Source organism: Microbacterium sp. X-17 (genome assembly GCF_039615055.1).
This window is the reverse complement of the sequence record NZ_JBDHNI010000004.1, coordinates 638,200-662,859: the sequence shown is the minus strand read 5'-3', so window position 1 is coordinate 662,859 and position 24,660 is coordinate 638,200. Positions and strand designations below refer to the sequence as shown.

Below are 24,660 nucleotides of genomic sequence, written 5' to 3'. Positions count from 1 at the left end.
CACATGGCCGTCAGATCACCCGGGTTCACCTCGTTCACCGATCCCGGCATCGACGAGTTCGTCGAGACGCTGCGCGAAGAGCTGCGCGCCACCATCCCGGAGAGCTGGGAGGCCGTGAAGGATCTCCCCGAGTTCCACCCGGCGAACCACGAGGCCCGGCGGCAGTTCGACCGGAACCGGAACGCCATCGGCCTCGGCCAGATCACGTGGCCGGAGCCGTGGGGCGCGGGCTTCGGTCCCGTCGAGGAGGTCCTGTACAACGAGGTGTGGGGCGAGCTCGAGGCGCCGCTGATCTTCAACGTCGTCGGCCGGTTCGCGGGCCGCGCGCTCAGCGACTGGGGCTCGGAGGCGCAGAAGGAGTACTTCCTCCCGCGCATCCTCAACGACGACGACATCTGGTGCGAGGGCTTCTCCGAGCCCGGCGGTGGCGCCGACATGGCCAACTACAAGACGCGGGCCACCCGCACCGAGTCCGGCTGGCACATCACGGGCGAGAAGATCTGGACGTCCTCGTCGCCGCAGGCCGACCGCATGTACTGCCTGGCGATCACCGACCCGAACGCTCCGAAGCGGCACAACCTCAGCGTGTTCGCGCTGAACATGCACTCGCCCGGCGTCGTCGTGGAGCCGATCAAGGACATCACCGGCATCTCCGAGTTCGGTCACGTGCACATCGACACGGATGTCCCGGACAGCGACCTCCTCGGTGAGGAGGGGCAGGGCTGGGCCTACTCGTCGCTCGTCGGCGCCCAGCGTCAGCGCGGCCCGTCGGGCAACGCCGAGCGATCGTCGCAGATGGGCGCGTGGGCGCGGCGTCTCCAGCGCACGTTCGACGCGGCGCCGGAGACGACGAAGCAGCGGCTGCGCGGTCGGGTCGACGAGGTCGTCCTGCGCGTGCGCGGATACCAGCAGCAGATCCGCCGCGCGGTGACCGACGCGATCGCCGGGCGCGAGACGTTCCCGGCGACGGCGCCCATGAAGATCTACTGGACCGAGCTCACCCAGGAGATGACCGACCTCGGTCTGGAGCTGGCGGGCCCGGCGGACGAGGCGTATTGGCGCGGCCGTCACCTCGACTTCCGCAAGGTCACGATCGCCACCGGCCCGAACGAGGTGCACCGCGACATCGTCGCGAACCGCGTGCTCGGCATGGGCCGGGACTTCTAGGGAGCCCGCGGATGCACGTCTTCGACAGCGTCGAGTCGTTCCACGCGGCCGTCGGCACCGAGCTCGGCGTCAGCGACTGGTTCGAGATCGACCAGCGCCGCGTGGACCTCTTCGCCGAGGCCACCGAGGATCGCCAGTGGATCCACGTCGATGTCGAGCGGGCGGCGGGCGGGCCGTTCGGCGGCACGATCGCGCACGGCTACCTCGTCCTCTCCCTGCTGGTCCCGTTGATGTCCCAGACTCTGACCGTGGAGAACCGGAAGCTCGCGCTGAACTACGGCCTGAACAAGGTCCGGTTCCCCGCGTCCGTCCCGGTCGGCTCGCGCGTGCGCGTGACGACCGTGCTGGTCGCCGCCGAGGACGTCCCCGGCGGTGTGCAGGCGACGTACTCCGCCACGATCACGGCCGAGGGCGTCGCGAAGCCCGTCCTCGTGGCTGAGCAGCTCACGCGCTACCACTTCTGAGCGCGCCGATGACGAGCGAGGGCGGTTTCGCGCAGATCGAGGTGACGCGAGAGGATCGCATCGCCGTGATCCGGCTCGACCGTCCCGAGGCCGGCAACGCGTTCACCGCCGTCATGCGGCGGGAGCTGGACGAGGCGCTAACTGCGGCGGACGCGGATGACGACATCCGTGCGATCGTCCTCACCGGCAACGGGCGGCACTTCTGCGTGGGAGCGGATCTCGCCGGCAACGCGCCGGACCAGCCGTTCGGCGGGGCCGGCGCGGGGCAGGCGGACACGCAGCCGGCGCCCGCCTTCGAGGACGGCGTGCTGCGCGACGGCGGCGGCGTGGTCAGCCTCCGGGCGGCGTCCACGCGGACGCCGATCATCGCGGCCTTCAACGGCGCGGCGGTCGGGGTCGGCGTGACCATGACGCTGCCGATGGACATCCGCATCGCCGCGCGGACGGCGCGCTTCGGGTTCGTGTTCGCCCGGCGGGGCATCGTCCCGGAGGCGGCGTCGAGCTGGTTCCTCCCGCGCATCGTCGGCATTTCGCGCGCGATGGACTGGGTCGCAACCGGCCGCCTGATCTCCGCCGAGGAGGCCCTCGAGGCGGGACTCGTGTCGCAGGTCGTCGAGCCGGAGGAGCTGCTGCCGACGGCGATGCGCGTCGCCGCCGACATCCGCGACAACACGTCCGCGCTCTCGATCGCGATCGCGCGGCAACTGCTGTGGGCGGGGCTCTCGGAGCCCTCGCCGTGGTGGGCGCACGAGCGGGAGAGCCACATCCTGCCGCTCATCAAGCAGGGACCGGATGCCGCGGAGGGCGTGACGTCGTTCATCGAGAAGCGTCCGGCGCACTTCACGGCCCGGGTCAGCGAGCACTATCCGGACGTCGCCCCGGTCTGGCCCGGCGACGGCAGCCCGTACGGATCCCGGCCGCGCGGCCGGGGGGAGGAGTAGACATGTTGCGCACCCCGATCACCGAGCTCCTGGGGATCGCTCACCCGATCGTCCAGGGGGGGATGCAGTGGGTCGGTCGCGCCGAGCTGGCCTCCGCGGTCTCCAACGCGGGCGGACTCGGCATCCTCACCGGGCTCACGCAGCCGACGCCGGAGGCGCTCGCCGCCGAGATTGCGCGATGCCGGGAGATGACGGACAAGCCGTTCGGCGTGAACCTGACGATCCTCCCCACGATCTCCCCGCCGCCGTACGACGAGTATCGCCGCGTGATCATCGAGTCCGGCGTCACGATCGTGGAGACCGCCGGGTCGAGCCCCGAGGACCACCTCGGCGACTTCAAGGCCGCCGGGGTCACGGTGATCCACAAGTGCACGAGCGTCCGGCACGCGCTGAAGGCCGAGGCTCTCGGCGTCGACGCGGTCAGCATCGACGGCTTCGAGTGCGCCGGTCACCCGGGCGAGGACGACATCCCCGGGCTCGTGCTGATCCCCCGCGCGGCGGACAGCCTGAAGATCCCCTTCATCGCCTCGGGCGGCTTCGCGGACGGCCGCGGGCTCGCGGCGGCGCTCGCGCTCGGCGCGCACGGCGTGAACATGGGCTCCCGGTTCATGTGCACGCAGGAGTCCCCGATCCACCTCAAGGTCAAGGAGCGAATCGTGGCGGCCACGGAGACGGACACGGAGCTGATGTTCCGACCACTGCGGAACACCGCGCGGGTGGCGAGCAACAGCGTCAGCCGCAAGGTGGTCGAGATCCTCGACGCCGGGGGCGAGTTCGCCGACGTCCGCGAGCTGGTCGCGGGCGCCCGCGGACGCGGGGTGTACGAGACCGGCGACATCGAGGCCGGAGTCTGGAGCGTCGGTATGGTGCAGGGACTGATCCGCGACATCCCCACCGTCGCGGAAGCCGTCTCCCGGATCGTGTCCGAGGCCGAGGAGATCATCACGCGTCGGCTTCCCGGTCTGGTGGTGCGCGATGTCTGAGGTCCTGCTCACCGTGAGCTCGGAGGAGCTGACCCCCGAGACCGCGCCCGGCACGGTCTACGACCGCTTCGCGCAGGAGGGCGTGCTCGCCTACGAGCGCTGCACGAGCTGTGACTCCGCGATCTTCCCGCCACGCGTCCTCTGCCCGGTCTGCGGCGGTGGCGTCCTGGCGTGGGAGGCGTCCGCGGGACGCGGCCGGATCTACTCCCAGAGCACGATCACCCGGCGCGACGGGAGCTCGTACACGGTGGCCCTGATCGATCTCGACGAGGGCTTCCGCATGATGAGCACCGTCACGGCGGCCGCCGGTGCTGCCACCGCGATCGGCGACGAGGTCGTCGTGACGTTCGACACCGAGGACGAGCAGGCGCTCGCGGTGTTCGTCGCCGCCGCATCCGACACGAAGGAGAACACGTTGCGCGAAGCCCGCACGCCCGCCGAGGTCTATGCCGTCTTCTACGGGGCGATCAACGACGGCGACCTGGAAGGCGCCGTCTCCGTCTACACCCCGGAGACGATCTTCGTCCGCGACGGCGCTCGCCTCGACGTGGCCGAGCTGCGCACGCGGCTGGCGGCGATGATCGACACCGACCCGCGCGTCCGGCCCGTCGACATCCGCGTCATCGAGTTCGACGACCACGCCTTCACCGAGGTGGACGTGGAGGTGGAGCGGAACGGCGCCGACGGCGCACGCGTGCGCACGATCGGCACCGACGCGCACGTCATGCGCCGGCTGGAGGACGGCTCCTGGCGGGTGCTCCGCGGGACCGTCGTCCGGAAGGGCGAGATCGTCGCCTGACGGGGAGACCCGCAGGATTGCGCGGCAAGGTTCGCTCAGCGAACCGAATGCAGATTTACTTATCGCGCAGGAATAGCGTCACCGTCGACGGGCCGAGGCCCGGAGACAGGAGACCAGAATGACCAGCCCAGCGGATGTCGTGCAGGTCCAGACGCCGAGTCGGGAAGAGCTCGTCGCGCGCGCGGCCGCGCTCGTGCCGCTGCTCAAGGAGAACGCGGAGCGGATCGATCGCGACCGGCGGATTCCGGACGAGATCATCGCGGCGCTCGACGACGCCGGCTTCTTCCGGCTGTCCATGCCGAAGAGGTACGGCGGCTACGAGTCGGACATCCGGACCCAGGTGGCCGTGACCCGGGAGCTCGGGCGCGGCGACGGCTCCACCGCGTGGGTCGTGGGGCTCGCCAGCTCCTGCTCGTGGCTCGCTGGCCGGTACGGCGCCCAGGCGCAGGACGACGTGTGGGGCTCGGGCGTGCCGGCGATCATCTGCGGGCACGCGGACGCGGTCGGGACGGCGATCCCGGTCGACGGCGGGTACCGGTTCAGTGGATCGTGGGGCTTCTCGACGGCCTCCAGCCACGCGCAGTGGACGACGATCACGGCGAAGACGACGGATCCCTCCGGGAAGCCGGCGATCGTCCAGGCCCTCGTGCCGCGGACGGAGCTGATCACGAAGGACACGTGGTACGTCACCGGCATGCGCGGCACCGGGAGCAACACGACGGTCGCGGACGACGTGTTCGTCCCGACCCACCGCACGATCCTCGTGACGGACCCGGACGACGATCTCATGCGGACGCCGTTCACTGACGAGCCGCTGTTCCGCGCCGCGATCGTGCCGATCGGCTGCATGTACCTCGTCGGCTCGGTGCTCGGGATGGCGAACGCCGCCCTCGAGCTCGTCTCCGAGAAGGCCCGGACGAAGGGCATCCACGGCACGCTCTACAAGACGCAGATGGATGCGCCGATCGCGCAGGCCGCGATCGCCCGCGCGGCCGTCACGATCAAGTCCGCCGAGCTCATGATCGAGTCGGCGGGCGCGGACATCATGCGGTACGCGATCAGCGGGGAGCCGATGCCCGAGGTCCTGCGCGCGGAGCTGCGCTGCGAGATCTCGTGGTCGGCGCGCGAGGCGCGCCGGGCCGTGGACGGTCTCGTGTCGCTGCACGGGGCATCCACGTTCGCCGTGTCCAACCCGCTGGAGCGGATCTACCGGGACATCCTGACCGGATCCCGGCACGCGTTCTTCAACGCCGAGATCGCCGAGGAGATCTACGGCGGCGTCCGCCTCGGCACCGAGCACCGGGTCACGACGTTCATCTGAACGCCCCGCAGACGGTCGGCAGACGGTTCGGTCTGCGGACCGTCTGCGGATCGCGCGGGGGGCGCCTGCGACGATAGGGGTCTCCCAGTGCGTCGTCCGAGGAGTGCGCTTATGTCTTATGAGTTCGAAACGATCCAGTGCACGCTGGTCGACAATGTTCTCGATATCGTCCTGAACCGCCCCGAGAGCCGCAACGCGATCTCGAAGTTCATGGATCAGGAGCTGTTCGCCGCGCTGGACCGCGCCGAGAAGGACCCCGAGGTCCGCGCCGTGATGATCACCGGCGCCGGCCCCATGTTCAGCGCCGGCGGCGACCTGAAGGAGCGGTCGGGCGACAACCCGGTGTTCCAGGAGCAGGAGATGTTCCCGCTGGCCTCGCCGTCCGTCGCACCGGCGCTCGCGCGGCCGTGGTTCTTCCGCAAGCCGCTCATCGCGGGCGTCCACAAGTACGTGGGCCCGTACGCGCTGGCGTGGATCAGCCACTGCGACTGGGTGATCGCGGCCGAGGGCACGAAGTTCAGCTGCGAGGTCTCGCGGCCCACCGCCCCGATGCTGCCCTGGCTCCCGCTGTACCAGCTGCTGCCGGTGCGCGTGATCAAGAAGCTCTTCCTGCTCGGCGGCTGGATGGATGCCGAGGAGGCCCACCAGTTCCAGCTCGTGCAGCGGGTCGTGCCGGAGTCCGAGGTGCGCGCGGAGACGCTGCGCTGGGCGAAGCAGGCGGCGCTCATCCCGACGGAGTCGTTCGGTCACTCGAAGGAGACGATCCACCGCACGTACGAGGTCATGGGACTCGCGCTGGCGCCCACGGTGCTCAAGCGCTGGGGACCGCCCCACGAGGACATGGCGGCCGAGTTCGACCGGTCGGTGGAGGAGCTCGGGCTCCGCGAGGCGGTCCGCCGCCGCGACGCCCAGTTCGCGGACGACATCTCGAAGGTCTGACGAGGTCGACGAGAAGGGGCGGGTGTGCGAATCGCACGCCCGCCCCTTCCGTTTGGGTTGAGGACCTTCCCAAAGGTGTATACAGTTGCCACATGCGGAGAATTGCGGTGGTCGGCGCGTCGCTGGCCGGGTTGAACGCCGCCAGAACCCTGCGTGAGCGCGGGTACGAGGGCGAGCTCGTGGTGATCGGCGACGAGAGCGGGATGCCGTACGACCGGCCCCCGCTGTCGAAGGAGATCCTCACCGGCGCCTGGGAGCCCGATGCGCTGGATCTGGGCGGCGGTGCGGTGGAGGCCGACTGGCTGCTCGGACAGCGGGCGACCGGCGTGGACGTCGAGGCCCGGGTCGTCACGACGACCGATCACGAGGTGCCGTTCGACGGACTCGTGATCGCCACGGGCCTGCGGGCCCGCCAGCTGCCCTTCGCGCCGGCGGACCGCACGAAGATCTTCACGCTGCGCACGGTCGAGGACGCGATCGCCCTCCGGGGCGCGCTGGCGACCACCCCGCGCGTGCTGATCATCGGCACCGGCTTCATCGGCGTGGAGGTCGCGTCGTCCGCGCAGAAGCTCGGCTGCCCCGTGACGCTGATCGGCGATGTCGCTCCGCTCTCCGTCGTCGGCCCCCAGGTGTCGTCCACGTGCGCCGGGCTGCTCGAGGCCGCCGGCGTCCGCCTCTCGGTCGGCCCCATGGTGGATTCGCTCTCCGTCGAGGACGGCGTGGCCGTGCTGACGGACGGGACGCGGATCGAGTTCGACATCGCGGTCGTCGCGATCGGCAGCATCCCGAACACTGAGTGGCTGCGCGAGAGCGTCGTCCCGGTCGAGGACGGCGTGCTGAGCGACGCAGACTGCCGTGTCGTCGGGCTCGAGAACATCGTGGTGGCGGGCGACGTCGCGCGGTGGCCCAACCCGTTCCTGCGGAACGCCTCGGTGCGCGTCGAGCACTGGTCGAACGCCGTGGAGCAGGGGAAGACGGCGGCGCTGTCGCTCCTCGGCATCCCGGCGGGCGCACCGGTCCTGCCCAGCTTCTGGTCGGACCACTGCGGCATCCGCCTGCAGGGCGTCGGCTCCTACTCCGCGGCCGATCGGGCCGAGCTGGTCGCCGGCGACCCGGAAGAGGGGCGCTACGCGATCGCCGTCCACCGCGATGACGAGCTCGTCGGCGGTCTCGCCTACGGCATGCCGAAGGAGATCGCGCGCCTCCGCGCGCGGCTGACCAGCGAACTGCGCGAAAGGGTCGGGTGAGCGGGTCATGAGCCTCGTCGTCCATTCCATCGGTCTGAGCCACGCGGGATCCCTCTCCGGAGACCCGCTTCCCGGTGACGCGATCGTCTGCGAAGACGGCGTCATCACCTGGATCGGCGACACCTCCGACGTCTCCCTGCAGGACCACGAGGTCGTCATCGACGCACAGGGCGCCGGCGTCGTGCCGGGGCTCATCGACTCGCACGTGCACACGACGTTCGGGGACTACACCCCGCGGCAGCAGACGGTCGGCTTCCTCGAGAGCTACACGCACGGCGGCGTCACCACGGCCCTCGGCGCGAGCGAGGTGCACGTTCCCGGCCGCCCGTCCGACCCGGCGGGTGTCAAGGCGCTCGCGATCGCCGCGCAGCGCGCGTTCTCGCACTACCGGCCCGGCGGGATGACCGTCCACGCCGGCTCCGTCATCCTCGAGCCCGGCCTCACCGCGGAGGACTTCCGCGAACTCCGTCGCGAGGGCGTGTGGCTGGCCAAGGGCGGGTTCGGCGCGGTGAGCTCCGCGGCGGACTACGTGCCCCTCGTCCGCAACGCCCGCGAGGCGGGCATCGTCGTGACGGTCCACACCGGCGGCGGCTCGATCCCGGGCACCCTCGAGCGGATCGACGCCGACGCGCTGCTGGCGATGCAGCCGAACGTGTCCTTCCACGTGAACGGCGGCCCCACCGCGATGACCGCGCGCGACAACGAGCGCATCGTCGTCGAGGGCGGCGACATCGCCCTGCAGGTCGTCATGGCCGGCAACCTCCGCTCGACCCTCGACATCTGCCGGCTCGCGCGCGACCACGGCCAGACGCATCGCCTGCTCATCGCCAGCGACACCCCGACGGGGACCGGCGTGGTCCCGCTCGCACTCTGGCACCTCACGGCCGAGATCGTCTCGCTCGGCGGGCTCGACTGGCGTCAGGCCGTCGCGGCGATGACCGGCAACGTGGCGGATGTCTACGGACTCGCCTCCGGGCGCCTCGAGGTCGGCAAGCCCGCCGACCTGCTGGTGGTCGACGCGCCGCTCGGCTCCGTCGGCGACGACTGGTCGCAGGCCCTCGAGGCCGGCGACGTGCCGGGCATCTCGGCCGCAGTGACCTCCGGCGTGCTCCGGTACACGAAGAGCCGCAACACTCCGGCCGCGCGCCGGCAGGTGCGCGTCAACGGCCAGGAAGCCGCCGCCGCCGGACACTGAGACCGCCACTCGCGACAGATCGAAATCAGGAGAAGCACCATGACCATGCCCCAAGTCCGCAGCTGGCACACCGTGATCCAGGAGATCGCGACCGACGGCGGTCCCGTCGTCGACGAGCCGCTCGTCAAGGTCGCGGTCGCCGCGATCATCGCGAACCCCTACGCCGGGGCGTACTCCGAGTCGCTCCAGGAGCTCATCGACGGCAGCGTCGAGCTGTCGCGCGAGCTGGTCGCCCGCTGCATCGCGGCGCTCGGCGGCCGTGAGGCCGAGAGCTGCGGCAAGGGCGCGATCGTCGGCATCGCCGGTGAGCAGGAGCACGGCGTCGCGTGCCTGACGACGCCGTTCGGCGACGCGATGCGCGAGGGCATCGGCGGCACCGGCTGGGTCACCTCGACGACGAAGGTCGCCGGCGCCGGTGCGACGCTGGACGTCCCGCTCGCCTACAAGCGCGCGCTGTTCGTCCGTGAGTTCTACGACACGATCTCCATCACGCTCCCGAACGGCCCCCGTCCGGACGAGATCGCCGTCATCGCCGCGGTGGCCTCGCGCGGCCGCGTGCACCACCGCGTGGGCGGCCTGGCCAAGGCCGACGCGATCGGGGACGGCCTCCGATGACCGCGGGCATGCTCTTCTCGCAGATGCACCCGCCGGCCGGGCGCGATGCGGACTTCCACGACTGGTACCAGACCGAGCACATCCCGGCCCGGCTGGACATTGACGGCTTCCACCACGCCATCCGGTACGAGCACGACGGCGACCCGCGCTACCTCGCCGTGTACTTCATCGACGACATGGCCGCGCTGGATACCCCGGAGTACCGCCAGCTGAAGGAAGACCCGTCGCCGCGGACGGACGAGATGCTCGCCTCCGTCACGGGCTTCACCCGCTACATCGCCGACCAGATCTCCGACACCGGCGAGGTGGACCCGCAGGCCGCGGGCGCGCTGTTCGTCGTGGCGTTCGAGGTTCCCGACGAGGACGCGGACGAGTTCGAGGGCTGGTACCAGGAGGAGCACGTCCCGCTGCTCATGAAGGTCCCCGGCTGGCTCCGCGTCCGCCGCTACCGCACCCGTCCGGGTTCCGCCGGCCGGCCGTGGACGCACTTCGCGCTGCACGAGATCGCCTCTCCCGCCGTCATGGACGCGCCGGAGCGCGAGGCCGCGCGCAACACCCCCCGACGGGACGCGCTCGCCTCCCGTGACTGGTTTGACAGCGGTCGGTGGGTCTACACGCCCATCCACCACGCGTTCGCATCGAAGGAGCAGAGCTGATGGCACTGGAATACACGCGCTCGGAAGTCAAGGATCGCGCCCGGAACGAGTGGGTGGGCGGATGCAGCGTCACGCTGCCGAGCTTCACGCCGGACTTCTCCGGCCTCAACGAGGCGGGCATCCGCCACGACATCCAGCACGCCGCGAAGCTGGGCTTCTGGGGCACGCTGGTCGCCTCGGAGAGCGGCACGACGTTCGAGGAGTACAAGCGCTTCCTCGAGGTCGCCGCTGACGCCGCCCCGAAGGGCTTCCGGATCGTGGCGCACCTCAGCTTCGACACGGTCGACCAGGCCATCGAGATCTCGAAGCTCGGCGAGGCGCTCGGCATCGAGGCGGGCCTGCTGTCCTACCCGCAGTCGTTCCGTCCGAAGTCGGCCGCGGAGGTCGTCGAGCACACCAAGTACGTCACGGACAACACGGATCTCGCCATGATCCTGTTCGCCTCGACGACGTGGGGCTTCAAGCCGCTCGACACGACCGGCTTCCCGCTGGCCGCGCTGCCGGACATGGTGAAGACCGACACGGCCGCGGCGCTCAAGTACGAGGGCGGCGGCAGCGCGGTCATGTCCGCGTTCGCGCAGGTCTTCGACCTGTGCAACGAGCACGTGCTCGTGCAGAACCCGATGGAGCAGCACGCGCCGGTGCAGGCGCGCGGGTTCGGCGTGCGCTGGTGGGGCACGAGCGCGTACGAGTCGTTCGGCGACCGCGTCCCGCGGGTGTTCTCCCTGCTCGGCGAAGGCAAGTACGACGAGGCGATGGACATCTTCTGGAGCTACAACGCCGGCCGCGAGGCCAAGGGTGCGTTCCACGCCACGTTCGCCGGCGCGAACCTCATCCACCGTCAGGGCTGGAAGTACCTCGGCTGGCTCAACGGCTTCAACGGCGGCCTCCTGCGCATGCCGCAGATGCGCCTGAGCCCCGCCCAGCTGAAGTCCCTTCGCGGTGGCCTGGCGGCCTCGGGCTATGACCTGCCCGCGAACGACGACGACTTCTTCACCGGGCGTGTGCAGTGACCCTCTACCTCGACAGCACCGAGGTCCGGGCGCTGTGCTCGGAGCAGGTCGCGCTGGATGCCGCCCGCAGCGTGCTCGACGCGCAGCGGTCCGGCGCCACGACGGTGCCGCCGCGCTATGACATCGACCTTCCGAACGGGTTCTTCCGGGTGATGCCCGCCGCGGTGGGCGAGTACGTGGGCCTCAAGATCATGACGCTGGCCCGCGGCATCGGCAACCGCTACCTCCTGCTGCTGTATGGGCAGGACACCGGTGACCTGATCGCCGTGATGGACGCCGACGAGGTGACCCGTCTGCGGACGGCTGCCACGACGGCCGCCGCGGCCGCCGTCATGCGCCCTGAGGGCGCGACGCAGATCGGTCTGATCGGCACCGGCTTCGAGGCCGCCGGCCACCTGCGCGCCTTCGCGCACCTGTGGCCGCTGTCCACGGTGAAGGTCTACAGCCGCTCGGCGGACAAGCGCGAGGGCTTCGCCGCGGAGATGTCCGAGCAGCTGGGGATCCGCGTGGAAGCGGTGAGCGAGCGGAGGGACGCGGTCGCCGATTCGCCCGTCACCCTGCTGTGCACCAAGTCCACCGTGCCGGTGGTCGACGGGTCCGAGTTCGCTCCGGGTTCGGTCATCCTCTCGATCGGCTCCACCCGCCCCGACCTGCGTGAGCTGGATGTCGAGACGCTGCGGCGCTCGCGCGCCGTCCTGGTCGACGACGCAGATCAGGTCCGGCTCGAGTCGGGTGACATCCGCACGGCGCTCGACGAGGGTGCGATCACTCCGGACCACCTGATCCCGGTCTCGCAGTGGACCGGCGAAGGCCCCGCGGGCGACCCGTCTCGCGACCTGCTTTCGTTCAAGTCGGTCGGAACCGCGGTGCAGGACCTCCTGCTCGCGGCCGAGCTGGTCAAAGCGGCCGGCGAGCGCGGCGCCGGCCGCGATCTCGGCGAGCTGGCGAGCCTGAAGAAGGCCGAGCCCCGTCCCGCGAAGACGCCAGAGCCGGCGTCCCGCTGAGCTGAGGAGAAGAAGAGATGTCGCAGAACCTGCCCACCCTGCATCGCGTGGTCGTCGGCGTGCCCGACCCGGATGCGACCCTCACGTTCCTTTCCGAGGGCCTGGACTTCCACATCCGTGACGAGGGTGGCCGGCTCTTCGCCGACACCGTCGGCGAGTACGGCCAGTTCGGTCAGGGCTCGCTCGAGATCACGCAGGCGCCGGAGCTCACGATCCGCAACGTCGTCTTCGGGGCGGAGGACGCGATCGACGTCGACGCCCTCCGGCGCGAGTTCGGCGGCGAGGCGACGGCCAACGGCGGCGTCCAGCTCCAGGATCCGTCCGGGCTGCGCGTCCTAATCGAGCCGGTTGCCGCGGTGCAGGTCGCCCGTCCGCAGATCTCATCTCTGCGGCCGCGGCGTCTCGGGCACATCAACGCGAAGTCGCCGGACCCGATCGCGACCGTCGAGTTCTACCGGCGCGCGCTGGGGATGGCGCTCTCGGAGCACATCGGTGAGGACTTCTTCTTCCTGCGCACCTATACGGAGCACCACAACGTGGGGCTTCGCCGCGGCGACGTGGGAGCCATCCACCATCTCGGCTTCGAGATGGCCGGGTGGGGCGCCTACCAGTTCGTCCTCGACCACCTCGACGCGGTCGGGTACAAGGCCGAGTACGGCCCGGGCAAGCACCGCCCGGGCGGCAGCTTCTTCACGTACGTCCGGGACCCCTCCTCGGGCCTTCGGTTCGAGCTGTTCTCGGACATGGCGCACATCACGACCGGGCCGGACACGCCCCCGATCAGCTGGGAGGCGGGCGACCGCTTCACCAAGACGATCAACATCTGGGGCCCCACCCCGCCGCCGAGCTTCCTCGAGTAAGGACGGCAGAGGAGTATTCTGCATACATGTCTGCTCGATCTGACCTGAGCGGCGTCGTCCTCGAGCGTGACCTCACCGAGAAGCGCATCACCGCGGACTACATCGCGGATGCCCTGCGTTCGGCCATCAACGCCGGCGCCATCGAAGACGGCGCGCTGCTGAACCAGGCGGATCTCGCCGTCCACTTCGGGGTCTCCCGCGTGCCGGTCCGCGAGGCGCTCCGCCAGCTCCAGGCGGAGGGCCTCGTGGAGCTGCGCGCCCATCAGCTCGCGGTCGTGACGGGCCTGGACATCAACCGCCTCAACGAGGTGTACCTCCTGCGGGCGGTGCTGGAGTCCTGGCTGCTGGAGACGGCGGCGGAGAACCTCACGGAGGCGCACTTCGCGCGCGCCCGCGGGATCAACGAGCAGCTGCGGGCGGAGCTGTCCCACGCGGACTGGCTCGAGCTGAACGCGGCGTTCCACAACGTGCTTTATGAGCCCTCGGGCTACACCATGACGCTCGAGCTGCTGGGGCAGCTCCGCGCCCGCGGTGAGCGGTACGCGCGGATGTGGCGCAAGGGCAGCGGCGTCCACCGCCCCATTCAGGCCGCCGACGAGCACGAGAGCATCGTCTCGCTCGTCGAGAGCGGGCAGGTGGCCGAGGCGAGCGACCTGCTGCGGCAGCACGTTCTGCGGACCCGCGACAGCGTGCTCGATCTCGGCGCGCGCGCGGCCAGCCTCTCTTAAGAGGCCGTTCGCGGGCCGATGACGTAAACCGCAACGCAAGTGTATTCTGTGTACATGGTGACGGCAACGGAGCGAAACGAGCTGATCGATCGGCTGGAGCGAACGGTAGAGCCCGAGCAGGGGTGGATCCCCATGTTCGTCTACTCGGACCCCGACGTCTATCGTCTCGAGCTCGAACGCGTGTTCGGTAAGACCTGGCTGTTCCTCGCCCATGAGTCCGAGGTGCCGAACCCCGGCTCGTTCGTGGTGCGGGACATGGGGGAGCAGTCGGTCATCGTCGGTCGAGGCGACGACGAGACCGTCCGTGTGTTCCTCAACTCCTGCCGCCACCGCGGCATGAAGCTCGCCTGCGAGGACTTCGGCGAGGTCGAGAACTGGCGGTGCCCCTACCACGGCTTCACCTATGGCTCGAAGGGCGAGTTCATGGGCACGATGCGCGGCGCGCCGTTCGAGCGCAAGGCGTACCCGCAGGGTCTCGACAAGGACGCGCTGCGGCTCATCGAGGCCCGCTGCGAGACCTATGACGGCCTCATCTTCGCGACGTGGGACCGCGACGGCGAGTCGCTGGAGGAGTTCCTCGGCGACGCCCGGTGGTACCTCGACCTCCTGTTCGGCCGCGCGGAGATGGAGGTCGTGGGCGTTCCCCAGAAGTGGGTCGTCCCGTCTGGCTGGAAGCTGCCGTCCGACAACTTCACGTCCGACGCCTATCACACCGCCACGGCGCACTCCTTCCTCGGCCGCCTCGGCCTCACGAAGGGTGTCGACTTCGGCCGCGACGGCTACCACGTCTCGCCCGGCCACGGCCACGGCCTCGGCATCGGAATCCACTTCGACGAGGAGTCGTACTTCCCGCCGGAGCTGCAGGACGAGTACCGGAGCAACCTCTCCGAGGACCAGTACAAGGTCCTGAGCCGGCTCAAGAACCTGCACGGCAACATCTTCCCCCACATGTCCTTCCTCCAGCCGAACTTCATCGAGCTGGGCGGCCGGAAGGTCAGCGGCATGATGTTGCGCGTCTGGCAGCCGATCGGGCACGACAGGCTGCAGGTCTGGTCGTGGCACCTGATCGAGAAGAACGGTCCGCAGTGGTGGAAGGACGCCGCGAAGGCCGCCTATGTGCAGACCTTCGGCTCCTCCGGCATGTTCGACCAGGACGACACGGAGAACTGGGAGCTGCAGACGAAGAACGCCAACTCGGCGCTCGCCCGGGAGGGGGAGATCGTCCTTCACTACGGCATGGGCCTGGAGGGAGAGCCGCTGACCGAGTTCCCTGGCCCCGGCGCCGTATATGACGGCAAGTTCTCGGAGGCCGCCGGTCGCGTCTACTGGCGAACGTGGCTCGACCTCATCCTGGCGGGAGAGCGCTCATGACCCGGGCGGTGGAAGTGGATCTCGAGCTGCGGCTCCTCATCTCCGATCTCCTCGTGCAGGAGGCCGAGTACCTCGACGACCGTCGGTTCGAGGACTGGCTCGCCCTGTTCACCGAGGACGTGCGCTACACCGCGCCGATCCGCGTCGCCCGCAAGTCGCCGGCGCCGGACATCATCGACGAGATCGGTCATTTCGACGACACCTACCAGTCGCTCGACCTCCGCGTCCGGCGGCTGCGCACGGACGTGGCCTGGGCGGAGGACCCGCCCTCGCACACGCGCCGGCTCATCACGAACATCCGCATCCGGTTGACCGACGTCCCGGACGAGCTGGACGTGCGCTCGAACCTGCTGCTCTTCCGCAGCCGCGGCGACCGCGGCCAGTACGACCTCATCGTCGGGGAGCGTCAGGACCGGTTCCGGAAGGTCGGCGACGAGTGGAAGATCAGCCGCCGCCGCGCCATCCTCGACCAGTCCTCCCTCTCCACCAAGAACCTCGGAGTCTTCCTATGATCAACGTCTCCATCGACCTGAGCCGCTGTCAGGGCTACGGCAACTGCCTGACCCCCGGCGACGGCATCCTCGACATCAACGACGAGGGGCAGGCATTCCTGCTCGTCGACGAGATCCCCGAGGACCGGCTCGCCGACATGCGCGCCGCCGCCGCCGTGTGCCCCGTCGCGGCGATCGCGGTGGTGGAAGCATGACGTCGTATCGCTCCGACCTCTTCATCGACGGCAGCTGGGTTCCGGGCTCGGCGGGTGACCGCTTCGACGTGATCAACCCGGCGAACGGATCCGTGCTCTCCACGTTCGCGATCGCGACCGAGGCCGACTGCATGGCGGCCGTGGATGCCGCCGCCGCGGCGGGCGAGGCATGGGCGGCCACCGCTCCCCGTGTCCGCAGCGAGCTGCTGCGCGCGGCATACGACGTCCTCACGGAGGAGGTCGAGACCTTCGCCGAGATCATGGTCCTCGAGAACGGCAAGTCCTGGTCGGACGCGATGGGCGAGGCGAACTACGCGAAGGAGTTCTTCCGCTGGTTCGCCGAGGAGGCCGTCCGGATCCCGGGCGACTACCGCCTGTCCCCGGCCGGAGACAAGCGGATCGTCGTGGACAGCCAGCCCATCGGCGTCTCCCTGCTGATCACCCCGTGGAACTTCCCCGCGGCGATGGCGACGCGCAAGCTCGCCCCTGCGCTCGCGGCCGGCTGCACCACGATCCTGAAGCCCGCGCGCGAGACCCCCCTCACCGCGGCGTACATGGTCGACGTTCTCGATCGCGTGGGCGTGCCCGCCGGCGTCGTGAACCTCGTGACCCCGGTCCCGACCGGCCCGCTCGTCGCGAAGATGATCGCGCGGCCCGAGGTGCGCAAGCTCTCGTTCACGGGCTCCACCGAGGTGGGTCGCGACCTCCTCCACGCGTGCGCCGACTCGGTCGTCAGCGCGTCGATGGAGCTCGGCGGGAACGCGCCCGTCATCGTCCTCCCCGGCGCCGACATCGCGCAGGCCGTCGAGGGCGCCCTGCTGGCGAAGATGCGCAACGGCGGCTCGGCATGCACCGCGGCGAACCGCTTCTACGTCCACGACTCCGTGCACGACGAGTTCGTCGCCGGCATGGCGCAGGCCCTCTCGGCATACTCGGTCGGCCCCGGCATCGACCGCGGCAACGACCTGGGCGCGCTCGTCTCGGTCGGCGAGCGGGACAAGGTCGCCGCTCTCGTGGAGACCGCGGTCGGCGAGGGCGCGAAGGTCGTCGTCGGCGGCCGGAGCAGCGACGAGGGCGCCTTCTACGACGCCACGCTGCTGACGGACGTCGCCCACGGCTCTGCGATCAACCGCAACGAGATCTTCGGACCGGTGACGGCGGTCGTCCGCTACACGGACGTCGACGAGGCGGTCCGCATGGCGAACGACACGATCTACGGCCTCATGGCCTACGTGTTCGGCGAGGAGCGCGAGGCCACGTCGGTCGCGCGCCGGCTCGAGGCCGGGATGGTCGCCGTCAACCGCGGCGTCGTCAGCGACCCCGCGGCCCCGTTCGGCGGCGTCAAGCAGAGCGGCCTCGGCCGTGAGGGCGGCTTCGAAGGCATCCGTGAGTTCCTCGAGGAGAAGTACATCGCGCTCACCGCGTGAGCGCGAGACGGCATCGGTCCGACCTGTGGTTCGTTGTGCGAACCATAGGTCGGACCTCCCCGCATCCCGCTATCTAATGGTCTCGAGCGAGACCGCTTAACACCGAAAGGAAGACAATGTCGACTTCAACCACGCCGACTCGGGAAGAGCTCGTCGCGCGCGCCGCGGCGCTCGTGCCGCAGCTGAAGGCGAACGCCGAGGAAGCCGAGAAGGAGCGTCGCGTCGGCGAGGAGTCGATCGCCGCTCTCCGTGAGGCCGGTCTGTTCCGTCTGGCCGTCCCGCAGCGCTTCGGCGGCTACGAGTGCGACGTCGCGACGCAGATGGCGGTGCTCCGTGAGCTCGCCCACGGCGATGGCTCGCCGGCATGGGCCGTGGCCCTGTACAGCGCCGACGCCTGGCTCGTCGGCCGCTTCAACGACCAGGCTCAGCAGGAGGTGTGGGCCACCGGCCCCGACACCCTGATCAGCGGCGCCACCGGCTCGATCGGAACGGCGACCAAGGTCGAGGGCGGCTACCTCCTCAGCGGCTCGTTCGCGAACTCCTCCGGCTCGCACTACGCCCAGTGGGTCGTCGTCGGCGCCATGACCACGACCGAGTCCGGCGACATCCTCGGTGGCCTCGCGGTCGTCCCGACCTCGGAGCTCACGCTCAAGGAGACCTGGTTCGTCGCCGGCATGAGCGGCAGCGGCAGCAACACGTGGGTCGGCGAGGACGTCTTCGTTCCGGACTACCGGATCGACTTCGACTCCGGCACCTCGGGTGACCTGCACCGCTGGCGCACGACGCCGCACACTGACGAGGCGCTGTACGCCACGGCGTTCGTGCCCACCGGCAGCGCGCTGGTGGCCGGCCCGATCCTCGGCATGGCCGAGGCGGCGCTCGAGTACGTGCTGCAGAAGGCCCCGACGAAGGGTATCTCGGACACGCTGTACCGCTCGCACGTCGACGCCCCCACCGCCCAGATCGGGATCGGCCGCGCGGCCGCCGTGATCCGGAACGCGGCCCGTGTCGCCGAGGCCGGCGCTGCAGACATCTGGCGCTATGCCGAGCGTGGCGAGGAGATGCCTCCCGTCGAGCGCGCCGCCCTCCGCCTCGACTTCGCGTGGGTCGGCAAGTCCCTCCGCGAGGCCATCGACGGCCTGGTGTCGGTCTCCGGCGCCGGCTCGTTCGCTCAGGTGAACGTGCTCCAGCGGATCCTGCGCAACGTCATGGTCGCGACGCGTCACTCGTACCTCAACTACGAGATCGCCGAGGAGATCTACGGCAAGCAGCTGCTCGGCAACGAGCAGCCCGTCGCCGGCGTCCTCTGAGCTCGTTCTGAATGCCCCGTGTTCGGCCGCTGAGAAGCGGTCGGGCACGGGGCATCAGTCTGTCTGGGGGGCGGGCGCGAGCACGAGGTCCAGGTAGGCCGTGAGCGGCTGCGTCATGTCGAAGCCGTCGTCGTAGAGCCACTGGATCTGGAGCCCGTCGAGGAGCGCCGTCAGCTGCCGTGCCGCGGTGGCGGGATCGACGCCCGGCCGGAGCAGGCCTTCGCGCCCGGCGGCCTCCAGGTGCTCCTGCATCGTCTCGAGCACCCGGGCGTAGCGGTCGGCGAAGTACTCGTGGGCCGGGTGGCTCTCGTTGGAGGCCTCCCCGGACATCGTGGAGTAGAGCTCGACGACGCCCGGCTGCCCCATGTTGAAGCGCACGAGGTCGATGAGCCGGTGCAGCCAGGCAGATCCTTCCCCGCGCGCCTCCGGCAGCACGTCGCGGATCGCGACCTCGTCGCGGTGCTCGAGCGTCGCGAGCAGCAGCGCGCGCTTGCTCGGGAAGTGATGGAGGACGCCGGCCTCACTGATGCCGATGCGCGCCGAGATCTCGCGGAGGGAGCCCTTGTGGTACCCGGTCTGACCGAAGACCTCGAGCGCGGCGTCCAGGATCGCCTTCCGCGTCGTCGCCGTCTTGGCGTAGGGTCCGCGCGGTCCGCGCTTCTTGGGATCCGGGAGGGCGGTCACGAGCTCGGTGATCCAGTTCGCGGAGTCCGCGTCGTCCGCGGGCCCGACGAGATACCGCTCGCAGACCACGCCGAGGGTGCCGCCGCGCTCCTCGACCGCGGCGCGCAGGGAGGCGTACGCCTCGCCGAGCGTGACGTAGTCGCCGCGATGCGTCTCCACCATCTTCCGGCCCGCCGGGATCTCTACGACGTCGAGGGACGGGTCGACCGGACGCTCCGACACGGGGAAGCCCACCGTCACCTCGAAGTGGTCGCCCTGATCGTCGTGATAGACGGCGGTCATCGGCCCTGCGAGCAGCTCGCGCGGGACGTGCTGCAGCGTCTCACGCACGGCTCGACCGAAGAACTCGCCGACCTCGCTCTCCGGCAGATCCTTCGTGCGGACGCCGGCGATCAGCTCTGCGTCGCGCTCTCGTTCCTCGGCCAACGGCACTCCTTCGTTCCGGGCGGGGCTGCGTGCTCGCCCCCTTAGCGTAGTTCTGGGCCGTCCCGAAAAACGGATAGCCCTGCACGCAGCGACGTTGCCGCGTGCAGGGCTATCCGGCCTTTCAGGCCGGCCGGGGAAGGCTCAGGCCTTGGTGTCGGCGAGGATGTAGCCCTCCTCACCGTGCACCGCGGTGTCGATGCCCGCGACCTCGTCCTCGTTCTTGACGCGGAAGCCCATCGTCTTCTCGATCACGAAGCCGATGATCCATGCGAGGACGAAGGAGTAGATCATCACGGCGAGCGCCGCGATGGCCTGCACCATCAGCTGCGTCCAGCCGCCGCCCATGAAGAGGCCGACGTTGTTCGCGAAGAAGCCGATGTAGAGGGTACCGATGAGGCCGCCGACGAGGTGGATGCCCACGACGTCGAGGGAGTCGTCGAAGCCCCACTTGTACTTCAGCTCGATCGCGATGGCACAGACGGCACCCGTGACGAGGCCGAGCACGATCGCCCAGATCGGCGTCAGCGCCGCACAGGCCGGCGTGATCGCGACGAGACCGGCGACGGCGCCCGATGCGGCGCCCACCGAGGTCGGCTTGCCGTCCTTGATCTTCTCGACGATCAGCCAGGCGAGAAGCGCTGCGGCCGGGGCGGCGAGGGTGTTGATCCACGCGACCGCGGCGGTGCCGTCGGCGGCGAGCTCGGAGCCCGCGTTGAACCCGAACCAGCCGAACCACAGGAGACCGGCGCCGAGCAGGACGAACGGCGGGTTGTGGGGGACGCTCGCGCCCTTCTGGAAGCCGAGACGACGACCCAGCACGATCGCGAGCGCGAGGCCCGCGGCACCCGCGTTGATGTGGACCGCGGTACCGCCGGCGAAGTCGATCAGGCCCTGTCCGAACCACGTCTGCATGCCGTACGTGAGCCAGCCGCCGTACGTGAAGCTGCCCGTGCTCGGGTTGAGGCCGAAGTTGAAGACCCAGCTCGCGACCGGGAAGTAGACGATCGTCGCCCACAGGCCCGCGAACAGCATCCAGGCGCCGAAGCGGGCGCGGTCGGCGATGGCGCCGGAGACCAGGGCCACGGTGATGATGGCGAACGTGGCCTGGAAGCCGACGTAGGCGAGCGGCGGGTACGCTGCGCCGTCCGGAATGGTGAGCAGGCTCTGGAGGCCGATCTCATTCCAGTCGATCACCCACGGGAGGTTGATGGTGCCGGGGGCCGTGGACGGGAACGCGATGGCGTAGCCGAAGATGACCCACAGGACGGCGATGAGGCCGATCGCGCCGAAGCTCATCATCATCATGCTGATGACGCTCTTGGCCTTCACGAGGCCGCCGTAGAAGAACGCCAGTCCGGGCGTCATCAGCAGGACGAGTGCTGCGGTCAGCAGTATCCAAGCGGTGTTACCTTGATCCATCTCGAAGAGAGCCTCTCTACAGGGACGCGAGGAACTGCGTCGGGTCCTCCCAGTGTTCCGTCAGGAAGTTTCCACGGGCATGCGCGAGTGTTTCGTTCAGATTGCCGTCGGGCTCGGTGTGTAAACGCTGCGTTACGAGGCGCTGCCTTCGGGCGTGGCACAGTGGGAACCGTGCAGATCGAAGGAACCACCGCCGTCGTGACCGGCGCCGCGTCCGGCCTCGGTGCCGCCACGGCGACCGCGCTGGTGAACGCCGGCGCTCGTGTCATCGGGCTGGACCTCGCCGCCTCCATCGAGAAGGCGTCGCCGGTCGAGGGCGTGACGCTCGTGCCCGCGGACGTGACGGACGAGACGCAGGTGCGTGCGGCGCTGGATCGCGCGGCCGCCGACCGTCCGCTGCGGATCGCCGTCAACTGCGCGGGGATCGCGCCGGCGCAGCGCACCCTCTCCTCGCGGGGACCACACGACCTCGCGCTCTTCCGGACGACGATCGAGGTCAACCTCATCGGCACGTTCAACGTCCTCCGGCTCACCGCCGAGCGGATCGCCGACACCGCGCCCGACGAGAACGGCCAGCGCGGCGTCATCGTCAACACCGCATCGGTCGCGGCGTACGAGGGGCAGATCGGGCAGACCGCCTATGCGGCGTCGAAGGCGGGCGTCGTCGGTCTCACGCTCACGGCCGCCCGCGACCTCGCGCGGTACGGCATCCGCGTGGTCACGATCGCGCCGGGCATCGTCGACACGCCCATGCTCGCGTCGTTCGGCCCGGAGGTGAACGCGTCCCTCGCGGCGTCCGTTCCGTTCCCGCATCGCCTCGCGCAGCCCGCGGAGTACGCGAAGCTCGCCCTGTCGATCATCGACCACGACTACCTCAACGGCGAGACGATCCGCATGGACGGCGCCATCCGGATGGCTCCGCAGTAGTAGGGTGAGTCCGTGCTGACCTGTCGTTGTTGTCGCTGAGCGCGCTCTCGCGCTTCTTCGTCAACCCCGTCAGCTCCCGCGCGGTCCGCGCGGCATCTCTTAGGACCTTCTCGTGCGTTACGCATCCAGCGTCGTCGACCTCGTCGGCAACACCCCGCTCGTCCGCCTGAACCACGTCACCGACGGCATCCGTGCCACGGTCCTCGCGAAGGTGGAGTATTTCAATCCCGGCGGCTCCTCGAAGGACCGCATCGCGACCAACATCATCGACGCCGCCGAACGCGAAGGGCTCCTGGCGCCCGGCGGCACGATCGTCGAGCCGACGAGCGGCAACACGGGCGTGGGTCTCGCGCTCGTGGCCCAGCAGCGCGGATACCGCTGCATCTTCGTCGTGCCGGACAAGGTCGCCGAGGACAAGCGCGCCGTGCTCCGCGCGTACGGAGCCGAGGTCGTCGTGGCCCCGACGGCCGTCGAACCCGCGGACCCGCGCTCGTACTACAGCGTCTCCGACCGGCTGGTCGCGGAGATCCCCGGCGCCTTCAAGCCGAACCAGTACGCGAACCCGAACGGGCCGCGCAGCCATTACGAGACCACGGGCCCGGAGATCTGGCGCGACACGGACGGACGTCTCACGCACTTCGTCGTGGGCGTCGGAACCGGCGGCACCATCACGGGCACCGGGCGCTACCTCCGCGAGGTGGCGGGAGACCGCGTGCGGATCGTCGGCGTCGACCCGGTGGGCTCGATCTACAGCGGCGGACCCGTCCACGGCTACCTCGTCGAGGGCGTCGGCGAGGACTTCTGGCCCGCGGCATACGATCCGTCGCTCGTCGACGAGCTGCAGCGGGTCTCCGACGCGGAGTCGTTCGCGATGACGCGGCGCCTCGCGCGGGAGGAGGGACTCCTGGTGGGCGGGTCCAGCGGCATGGCGGTCGTCGGCGCGCTGCGCGCGGCGCGGGATCTGGACGCGGACGCGGTCGTCGTCGTCCTGCTGCCGGACGGGGGCCGCGGATACCTCAGCAAGATCTTCGACGATGGATGGATGCATGACCACGGCTTCGAGACCGAAGCGGTGTCCGAGAGCGTAAGGAAGAGCGTAAGGAGCGAGGCATGACCGAGGGTTTCGAGACGCGGGCGGTGCACGCGGGCCAGGAGTTCGATCCGACGACGGGTGCCGTCATCCCGCCGGTCCATTTCTCCAGCACATATGCCCAGGACGGCATAGGCGGCCTGCGGAACGGCTACGAGTACGGGCGGTCGGGCAATCCGACCCGGACGGCGCTCGAGCGGCAGCTCGCCGCGATCGAGGGCGGGCGTCACGGGCTGTCCTTCGCCTCGGGCCTCGCCGCCGAGGATGCGCTGCTGCGCTCCGTGCTGCGGCCGGGCGACGAGGTGCTCCTCGGCAGCGACGTGTACGGCGGGACGCACCGCCTGATCGCGCGGATCCTCGGGCCGTGGGGCATCGGCCTGCGCGTCGTCGACATGAGCGACCTGGATGCCGTCGCCGCGGCGCTCGCGGAGCGCCCGGCCCGCATCGTGTGGGTCGAGACCCCGAGCAACCCGCTCCTGCGGATCGCCGACATTGCGGGCCTCGCGCGGCTCGGCCACGAGGCGGGCGCGCTGGTCGTGGTGGACAACACGTTCGCGTCGCCGGCGCTGCAGCAGCCGCTCGCGCTCGGCGCCGACGTCGTCGTGCACTCGACGACGAAGTACCTCGGCGGCCACTCCGACGTCGTGGGCGGTGCGCTCGTCTTCGCCGACGACGCGGTCGCCGAGCAGGCGCGTTTCCTCCAGTTCGCCGCCGGTGCCGTCTCCGGTCCGCTCGATGCGTGGCTCACGACCCGCGGTATCAAGACGCTCGCGGTGCGGATGCAGCGGCACAGCGAGAACGCGCAGAAGATCGCCGAGTTCCTGAGCGCGCACGAGCGCGTCGCCCGCGTGTACTACCCGGGCCTTCCGGGGCACCCGGGTCACGAGACGGCGCGCAACCAGATGACCGGGTTCGGCGGTGTGGTCTCGCTCGAGCTGGCCGACGGGCCGACCGCGCGCCGGTTCGCGGAGTCGACCCGCCTGTTCACGCTCGCCGAGTCGCTCGGCGGCGTCGAGTCGCTCGTGAACTACCCGGACGAGATGACCCACGCATCCGTCCGTGGCACCGAGCTCGCGGTGCCCGTGGAGCTCGTGCGCCTCTCGGTCGGCATCGAGTCCGTCGAGGATCTCCTCGCCGACCTCGACGAGGCCCTAGCCGCCCTCTGACCCCGACCCCGAGCCCGGTCATCCTCGCCCGGAGCCCGGTCCTCCCCTCGTCGAGAACGCGCATATGTCACGTTCCGGGCCTGTTTTCGTGACACAAGTGCGTTCTCGCGGGGGTGGGTGCGGGGGCCCGGCCCCGCGGGCGTGGGTGCGGGGCCGCGGGGGCGGGGCGGGAGCACGGGCGGGGCGGGCGGGGCCAGAATGG

At 70.1% G+C, this 24,660-nt stretch carries 25 protein-coding genes; 23 read left to right on the top strand and 2 right to left on the bottom strand.

Features of this window, described 5'->3' with window-relative positions; all coding sequences use genetic code 11:
- Positions 1 to 3: 3 nt before the first annotated feature.
- From ABCS02_RS22695 to ABCS02_RS22600, 20 genes are all read left to right on the top strand, one after another.
- Positions 4 to 1,167, top strand: a complete 1,164-nt coding sequence (locus ABCS02_RS22695) for an acyl-CoA dehydrogenase family protein (protein ID WP_345837952.1) — start codon at positions 4 to 6, stop codon at positions 1,165 to 1,167.
- A gap of 11 nt (positions 1,168 to 1,178) precedes the next feature.
- Entirely contained in the window at positions 1,179 to 1,631 is a 453-nt protein-coding gene (locus ABCS02_RS22690; protein WP_345837951.1) for a MaoC family dehydratase, read from the top strand.
- Positions 1,632 to 1,639: 8 nt separating this feature from the next.
- The gene (locus ABCS02_RS22685) at positions 1,640 to 2,572 is read left to right on the top strand and encodes an enoyl-CoA hydratase-related protein (RefSeq protein ID WP_345837950.1); all 933 of its coding nucleotides are present in this window, start codon (positions 1,640 to 1,642) and stop codon (positions 2,570 to 2,572) included.
- Positions 2,573 to 2,574: 2 nt separating this feature from the next.
- Complete coding sequence (locus tag ABCS02_RS22680; RefSeq protein ID WP_345837949.1) at positions 2,575 to 3,555, top strand: nitronate monooxygenase; 981 nt, start codon at positions 2,575 to 2,577, stop codon at positions 3,553 to 3,555.
- Positions 3,548 to 4,354: an OB-fold domain-containing protein gene (locus tag ABCS02_RS22675; protein ID WP_345837948.1), complete on the top strand. Its 807-nt coding sequence runs from the start codon at positions 3,548 to 3,550 to the stop codon at positions 4,352 to 4,354. Before ABCS02_RS22680 ends, ABCS02_RS22675 begins: the two co-directional genes overlap by 8 nt.
- 118 nt (positions 4,355 to 4,472) lie before the next feature.
- Positions 4,473 to 5,675 (top strand): acyl-CoA dehydrogenase family protein, encoded by a 1,203-nt coding sequence (locus tag ABCS02_RS22670; protein WP_345837947.1) that lies wholly within the window; start codon positions 4,473 to 4,475, stop codon positions 5,673 to 5,675.
- A gap of 111 nt (positions 5,676 to 5,786) precedes the next feature.
- Positions 5,787 to 6,614, top strand: coding sequence for an enoyl-CoA hydratase/isomerase family protein (locus ABCS02_RS22665; RefSeq protein ID WP_345837946.1), 828 nt, complete (start codon positions 5,787 to 5,789; stop codon positions 6,612 to 6,614).
- A gap of 92 nt (positions 6,615 to 6,706) precedes the next feature.
- Positions 6,707 to 7,861, top strand: a complete 1,155-nt coding sequence (locus ABCS02_RS22660) for an FAD-dependent oxidoreductase (protein WP_345837945.1) — start codon at positions 6,707 to 6,709, stop codon at positions 7,859 to 7,861.
- A gap of 7 nt (positions 7,862 to 7,868) precedes the next feature.
- A complete protein-coding gene (locus ABCS02_RS22655; RefSeq protein ID WP_345837944.1) occupies positions 7,869 to 9,056 on the top strand; it encodes an amidohydrolase family protein in 1,188 nt (395 codons plus the stop codon).
- 39 nt (positions 9,057 to 9,095) lie between these two features.
- Complete coding sequence (locus ABCS02_RS22650; protein WP_345837943.1) at positions 9,096 to 9,671, top strand: amino acid synthesis family protein; 576 nt, start codon at positions 9,096 to 9,098, stop codon at positions 9,669 to 9,671.
- The gene (locus ABCS02_RS22645) at positions 9,668 to 10,327 is read left to right on the top strand and encodes a hypothetical protein (RefSeq protein WP_345837942.1); all 660 of its coding nucleotides are present in this window, start codon (positions 9,668 to 9,670) and stop codon (positions 10,325 to 10,327) included. Before ABCS02_RS22650 ends, ABCS02_RS22645 begins: the two co-directional genes overlap by 4 nt.
- The gene (locus tag ABCS02_RS22640; RefSeq protein WP_345837941.1) at positions 10,327 to 11,340 is read left to right on the top strand and encodes a dihydrodipicolinate synthase family protein; all 1,014 of its coding nucleotides are present in this window, start codon (positions 10,327 to 10,329) and stop codon (positions 11,338 to 11,340) included. The genes ABCS02_RS22645 and ABCS02_RS22640 overlap by 1 nt, the downstream gene beginning before the upstream one ends.
- Positions 11,337 to 12,344, top strand: a complete 1,008-nt coding sequence (locus ABCS02_RS22635) for an ornithine cyclodeaminase family protein (protein ID WP_345837940.1) — start codon at positions 11,337 to 11,339, stop codon at positions 12,342 to 12,344. The genes ABCS02_RS22640 and ABCS02_RS22635 overlap by 4 nt, the downstream gene beginning before the upstream one ends.
- Positions 12,345 to 12,361: 17 nt before the next feature.
- A complete protein-coding gene (locus ABCS02_RS22630; RefSeq protein WP_345837939.1) occupies positions 12,362 to 13,204 on the top strand; it encodes a VOC family protein in 843 nt (280 codons plus the stop codon).
- A 26-nt stretch (positions 13,205 to 13,230) separates the two neighbouring features.
- Positions 13,231 to 13,932, top strand: a complete 702-nt coding sequence (locus ABCS02_RS22625; RefSeq protein WP_345837938.1) for a GntR family transcriptional regulator — start codon at positions 13,231 to 13,233, stop codon at positions 13,930 to 13,932.
- 54 nt (positions 13,933 to 13,986) lie between these two features.
- On the top strand, positions 13,987 to 15,303 hold the full coding sequence (locus ABCS02_RS22620) for a Rieske 2Fe-2S domain-containing protein (RefSeq protein WP_345837937.1): 1,317 nt from the start codon (positions 13,987 to 13,989) through the stop codon (positions 15,301 to 15,303).
- Positions 15,300 to 15,815 (top strand): 3-phenylpropionate/cinnamic acid dioxygenase subunit beta, encoded by a 516-nt coding sequence (locus ABCS02_RS22615; RefSeq protein WP_345837936.1) that lies wholly within the window; start codon positions 15,300 to 15,302, stop codon positions 15,813 to 15,815. The genes ABCS02_RS22620 and ABCS02_RS22615 overlap by 4 nt, the downstream gene beginning before the upstream one ends.
- Positions 15,812 to 16,009: a ferredoxin gene (locus ABCS02_RS22610; RefSeq protein ID WP_345837935.1), complete on the top strand. Its 198-nt coding sequence runs from the start codon at positions 15,812 to 15,814 to the stop codon at positions 16,007 to 16,009. The genes ABCS02_RS22615 and ABCS02_RS22610 overlap by 4 nt, the downstream gene beginning before the upstream one ends.
- The gene (locus tag ABCS02_RS22605) at positions 16,006 to 17,436 is read left to right on the top strand and encodes an NAD-dependent succinate-semialdehyde dehydrogenase (protein WP_345837934.1); all 1,431 of its coding nucleotides are present in this window, start codon (positions 16,006 to 16,008) and stop codon (positions 17,434 to 17,436) included. Before ABCS02_RS22610 ends, ABCS02_RS22605 begins: the two co-directional genes overlap by 4 nt.
- A 116-nt stretch (positions 17,437 to 17,552) precedes the next feature.
- Entirely contained in the window at positions 17,553 to 18,746 is a 1,194-nt protein-coding gene (locus ABCS02_RS22600; protein ID WP_345837933.1) for an acyl-CoA dehydrogenase family protein, read from the top strand.
- 54 nt (positions 18,747 to 18,800) lie between these two features.
- Here the strand turns inward: ABCS02_RS22600 and ABCS02_RS22595 are convergent, their stop codons facing one another.
- Positions 18,801 to 19,856, bottom strand: a complete 1,056-nt coding sequence (locus tag ABCS02_RS22595) for a TetR family transcriptional regulator (protein ID WP_345837932.1) — start codon at positions 19,854 to 19,856, stop codon at positions 18,801 to 18,803.
- Positions 19,857 to 19,997: 141 nt separating this feature from the next.
- On the bottom strand, positions 19,998 to 21,275 hold the full coding sequence (locus ABCS02_RS22590) for an ammonium transporter (protein WP_345837931.1): 1,278 nt from the start codon (positions 21,273 to 21,275) through the stop codon (positions 19,998 to 20,000).
- A 171-nt stretch (positions 21,276 to 21,446) separates the two neighbouring features.
- Between ABCS02_RS22590 and ABCS02_RS22585 the strand changes: the two genes are divergently transcribed.
- From ABCS02_RS22585 to ABCS02_RS22575, 3 genes are all read left to right on the top strand, one after another.
- Complete coding sequence (locus ABCS02_RS22585; protein WP_345837930.1) at positions 21,447 to 22,202, top strand: SDR family NAD(P)-dependent oxidoreductase; 756 nt, start codon at positions 21,447 to 21,449, stop codon at positions 22,200 to 22,202.
- Between the two features lie 112 nt (positions 22,203 to 22,314).
- Complete coding sequence (locus ABCS02_RS22580; protein WP_345837929.1) at positions 22,315 to 23,316, top strand: pyridoxal-phosphate dependent enzyme; 1,002 nt, start codon at positions 22,315 to 22,317, stop codon at positions 23,314 to 23,316.
- Complete coding sequence (locus tag ABCS02_RS22575) at positions 23,313 to 24,458, top strand: cystathionine gamma-synthase (RefSeq protein ID WP_345837928.1); 1,146 nt, start codon at positions 23,313 to 23,315, stop codon at positions 24,456 to 24,458. Before ABCS02_RS22580 ends, ABCS02_RS22575 begins: the two co-directional genes overlap by 4 nt.
- Positions 24,459 to 24,660 lie beyond the last annotated feature (202 nt).

What these genes read in the sequence shown, in the direction of transcription:
- ABCS02_RS22695 (WP_345837952.1), top strand. Translation starts at nt 4, where the DNA reads ATGGCCGTCAGATCACCCGGGTTCACCTCGTTCACCGATCCCGGCATC.
- ABCS02_RS22690 (WP_345837951.1), top strand. Translation starts at nt 1,179, where the DNA reads ATGCACGTCTTCGACAGCGTCGAGTCGTTCCACGCGGCCGTCGGCACC.
- ABCS02_RS22685 (WP_345837950.1), top strand. Translation starts at nt 1,640, where the DNA reads ATGACGAGCGAGGGCGGTTTCGCGCAGATCGAGGTGACGCGAGAGGAT.
- ABCS02_RS22680 (WP_345837949.1), top strand. Translation starts at nt 2,575, where the DNA reads ATGTTGCGCACCCCGATCACCGAGCTCCTGGGGATCGCTCACCCGATC.
- ABCS02_RS22675 (WP_345837948.1), top strand. Translation starts at nt 3,548, where the DNA reads ATGTCTGAGGTCCTGCTCACCGTGAGCTCGGAGGAGCTGACCCCCGAG.
- ABCS02_RS22670 (WP_345837947.1), top strand. Translation starts at nt 4,473, where the DNA reads ATGACCAGCCCAGCGGATGTCGTGCAGGTCCAGACGCCGAGTCGGGAA.
- ABCS02_RS22665 (WP_345837946.1), top strand. Translation starts at nt 5,787, where the DNA reads ATGTCTTATGAGTTCGAAACGATCCAGTGCACGCTGGTCGACAATGTT.
- ABCS02_RS22660 (WP_345837945.1), top strand. Translation starts at nt 6,707, where the DNA reads ATGCGGAGAATTGCGGTGGTCGGCGCGTCGCTGGCCGGGTTGAACGCC.
- ABCS02_RS22655 (WP_345837944.1), top strand. Translation starts at nt 7,869, where the DNA reads ATGAGCCTCGTCGTCCATTCCATCGGTCTGAGCCACGCGGGATCCCTC.
- ABCS02_RS22650 (WP_345837943.1), top strand. Translation starts at nt 9,096, where the DNA reads ATGACCATGCCCCAAGTCCGCAGCTGGCACACCGTGATCCAGGAGATC.
- ABCS02_RS22645 (WP_345837942.1), top strand. Translation starts at nt 9,668, where the DNA reads ATGACCGCGGGCATGCTCTTCTCGCAGATGCACCCGCCGGCCGGGCGC.
- ABCS02_RS22640 (WP_345837941.1), top strand. Translation starts at nt 10,327, where the DNA reads ATGGCACTGGAATACACGCGCTCGGAAGTCAAGGATCGCGCCCGGAAC.
- ABCS02_RS22630 (WP_345837939.1), top strand. Translation starts at nt 12,362, where the DNA reads ATGTCGCAGAACCTGCCCACCCTGCATCGCGTGGTCGTCGGCGTGCCC.
- ABCS02_RS22625 (WP_345837938.1), top strand. Translation starts at nt 13,231, where the DNA reads ATGTCTGCTCGATCTGACCTGAGCGGCGTCGTCCTCGAGCGTGACCTC.
- ABCS02_RS22620 (WP_345837937.1), top strand. Translation starts at nt 13,987, where the DNA reads ATGGTGACGGCAACGGAGCGAAACGAGCTGATCGATCGGCTGGAGCGA.
- ABCS02_RS22615 (WP_345837936.1), top strand. Translation starts at nt 15,300, where the DNA reads ATGACCCGGGCGGTGGAAGTGGATCTCGAGCTGCGGCTCCTCATCTCC.
- ABCS02_RS22610 (WP_345837935.1), top strand. Translation starts at nt 15,812, where the DNA reads ATGATCAACGTCTCCATCGACCTGAGCCGCTGTCAGGGCTACGGCAAC.
- ABCS02_RS22605 (WP_345837934.1), top strand. Translation starts at nt 16,006, where the DNA reads ATGACGTCGTATCGCTCCGACCTCTTCATCGACGGCAGCTGGGTTCCG.
- ABCS02_RS22600 (WP_345837933.1), top strand. Translation starts at nt 17,553, where the DNA reads ATGTCGACTTCAACCACGCCGACTCGGGAAGAGCTCGTCGCGCGCGCC.
- ABCS02_RS22590 (WP_345837931.1), bottom strand. Translation starts at nt 21,275, where the DNA reads ATGGATCAAGGTAACACCGCTTGGATACTGCTGACCGCAGCACTCGTC.
- ABCS02_RS22575 (WP_345837928.1), top strand. Translation starts at nt 23,313, where the DNA reads ATGACCGAGGGTTTCGAGACGCGGGCGGTGCACGCGGGCCAGGAGTTC.